General features: G+C 36.3%; 2 protein-coding genes and 3 pseudogenes. All 5 read left to right on the plus strand.

Annotated elements, in window-relative coordinates; translation table 11 throughout:
- The coding region (locus tag SST111_RS00005) for an SNF2-related protein (protein ID WP_257211125.1) at window positions 1-1251 on the plus strand (1251 nt) is incomplete at its 5' end.
- 82 nt (window positions 1252-1333) lie between these two features.
- A pseudogene (locus SST111_RS00010) lies at window positions 1334-1456 on the plus strand (peptide-binding protein); the annotation flags it as partial.
- A 68-nt stretch (window positions 1457-1524) separates the two neighbouring features.
- Window positions 1525-1604 (plus strand): annotated as a pseudogene (locus tag SST111_RS12260) (23S rRNA methyltransferase attenuation leader peptide).
- Between the two features lie 124 nt (window positions 1605-1728).
- On the plus strand, window positions 1729-2490 hold the full coding sequence (gene erm(B), locus SST111_RS00015) for a 23S rRNA (adenine(2058)-N(6))-methyltransferase Erm(B) (protein WP_099809589.1): 762 nt from the start codon (window positions 1729-1731) through the stop codon (window positions 2488-2490).
- Between the two features lie 169 nt (window positions 2491-2659).
- Window positions 2660-2920 (plus strand): annotated as a pseudogene (locus tag SST111_RS00025) (topoisomerase DNA-binding C4 zinc finger domain-containing protein); the annotation flags it as partial.
- Window positions 2921-3022 lie beyond the last annotated feature (102 nt).

Here is a 3022-nt window from a genome sequence, read left to right on the forward strand (position 1 = left end):
TTTGAAAAAATACCGATGAGTCGAGAGAAGCAGGTTACCTATATCAATGACAAGCTGGAGCAACTCAGAGAAATCAAGCTAGGAAGTGATTCTGATTATACGGTCAAAGAAGCAGAGCGTTCAATCAAGGGACTAGAGCACCAGTTGGAAGAACTCCAAAAACTAGAGCGAGATACCTTTATTGAATTTGAAAACCTTGGAATTGATTTTCTTTTTGTGGATGAAGCTCATCACTTCAAGAATATCCGTCCAATCACTGGACTTGGGAATGTAGCTGGAATCACCAACACAACTTCAAAAAAGAACGTAGACATGGAGATGAAGGTGAGACAGGTTCAGGCAGAGCATGGAGATAGAAATGTTGTTTTTGCGACAGGAACACCAGTTTCTAACTCTATTAGTGAACTTTTCACCATGATGAATTACATTCAACCTGATGTTTTAGAGCGATACCAGGTATCCAATTTTGATTCGTGGGTTGGGGCTTTTGGGAATATCGAAAACTCCATGGAACTAGCCCCGACAGGTGATAAATACCAACCTAAGAAACGGTTTAAGAAATTTGTCAACTTGCCTGAACTCATGCGAATCTATAAGGGAACTGCTGATATTCAGACCTCAGATATGCTTGACTTACCTGTACCTGAAGCTAAGATTATTGCGGTGGAAAGCGAGTTAACGCAAGCTCAGAAATACTATTTGGAAGAGCTGGTAAAGCGTTCAGACGCTATCAAGTCAGGTAGTGTTGAACCAAGTAGAGATAACATGTTAAAGATAACTGGAGAAGCCAGAAAACTAGCCATTGACATGCGTCTCATCGATCCTGCTTACACCTTGTCTGACAATCAGAAGATTCTTCAAGTAGTGGACAATGTGGAACGCATTTACCGTGAGGGAGAAAATGAGAAAGCTACCCAGATGATTTTCTCAGATATTGGAACGCCTAAGAGTAAGGAAGAAGGCTTTGATGTTTACAATGAATTGAAAGACCTTTTAGTGGATAGAGGGATTCCCAAAGAAGCAATAGCCTTTGTCCATGACGCTAATACGGATGACAAGAAAAACTCTCTGTCACGCAAGGTCAATAGTGGAGAAGTACGGATTCTCATGGCTTCTACGGAAAAAGGGGGAACAGGATTAAACGTCCAGTCTCGCATGAAAGCTGTCCACCATTTAGACGTTCCCTGGAGGCCGTCTGATGTAGGACGGATTTTGCGGACATTCAAAATAAAAAAGAATGTGATATATTAATCACAAATCACTTATCACAAATCACAAGTGATTTGTGATTGTTGATGATAAAATAAGAATAAGAAGAAATAGAAAGAAGTGAGTGATTGTGGGAAATTTAGGCGCACAAAAAGAAAAACGAAATGATACACCAATCAGTGCAAAAAAAGATATAATGGGAGATAAGACGGTTCGTGTTCGTGCTGACTTGCACCATATCATAAAATTTTGTATAATAGGAATTGAAGTTAAATTAGATGCTAAAAATTTGTAATTAAGAAGGAGGGATTCGTCATGTTGGTATTCCAAATGCGTAATGTAGATAAAACATCTTTTTGAAACAGACTAAAAACAGTGATTACGCAGATAAATAAATACGTTAGATTAATTCCTACCAGTGACTAATCTTATGACTTTTTAAACAGATAACTAAAATTACAAACAAATCGTTTAACTTCTGTATTTATTTATAGATGTAATCACTTCAGGAGTGATTACATGAACAAAAATATAAAATATTCTCAAAACTTTAATATAAAATATTCTCAAAACTTTTTAACGAGTGAAAAAGTACTCAACCAAATAATAAAACAATTGAATTTAAAAGAAACCGATACCGTTTACGAAATTGGAACAGGTAAAGGGCATTTAACGACGAAACTGGCTAAAATAAGTAAACAGGTAACGTCTATTGAATTAGACAGTCATCTATTCAACTTATCGTCAGAAAAATTAAAACTGAATACTCGTGTCACTTTAATTCACCAAGATATTCTACAGTTTCAATTCCCTAACAAACAGAGGTATAAAATTGTTGGGAGTATTCCTTACCATTTAAGCACACAAATTATTAAAAAAGTGGTTTTTGAAAGCCATGCGTCTGACATCTATCTGATTGTTGAAGAAGGATTCTACAAGCGTACCTTGGATATTCACCGAACACTAGGGTTGCTCTTGCACACTCAAGTCTCGATTCAGCAATTGCTTAAGCTGCCAGCGGAATGCTTTCATCCTAAACCAAAAGTAAACAGTGTCTTAATAAAACTTACCCGCCATACCACAGATGTTCCAGATAAATATTGGAAGCTATATACGTACTTTGTTTCAAAATGGGTCAATCGAGAATATCGTCAACTGTTTACTAAAAATCAGTTTCATCAAGCAATGAAACACGCCAAAGTAAACGATTTAAGTACCGTTACTTATGAGCAAGTATTGTCTATTTTTAATAGTTATCTATTATTTAACGGGAGGAAATAATTCTATGAGTCGCTTTTGTAAATTTGGAAAGTTACACGTTACTAAAGGGAATGTAGATAAATTATTAGGTATACTACTGACAGCTTCCAAGGAGCTAAAGAGGTCCCTAGCGCCTACGGGGAATTTGTATCGATAAGGGGTACAAATTCCCACTAAGCGCTCGGGACCCCTTGTAGGAAAATGTCCTAAGTGTGGCAACAATATTGTATTAAAAAAATCGTTTTATGGTTGTTCAAATTATCCTGAATGTACCTTCACTTTAGCTGAACATTTTAGAAAGAAAAAACTCACCAAAACAAATGTAAAAGAATTACTAGAGGGAAAAGAAACCCTGGTAAAAGGAATCAAAAACAAAGAGAAAAAGCCCTACAATGCCGTTGTAAAAATTGGGGAAAAGGGATATATTGATTTTATCTCTTTTTCAAAATAAACATAAAAGCCCTTTAAAGAGGGCTTTTGAGGTAACAGACAATGGCAAAGACAATTTTTGAGGAAATGGGCGGCAAATACGAAAGGCAAGGCGATTATTTAA

Origin of the sequence: Streptococcus suis YS161 (assembly GCF_002760245.1) — a bacterium.
Lineage (GTDB): Bacteria > Bacillota > Bacilli > Lactobacillales > Streptococcaceae > Streptococcus > Streptococcus suis_I.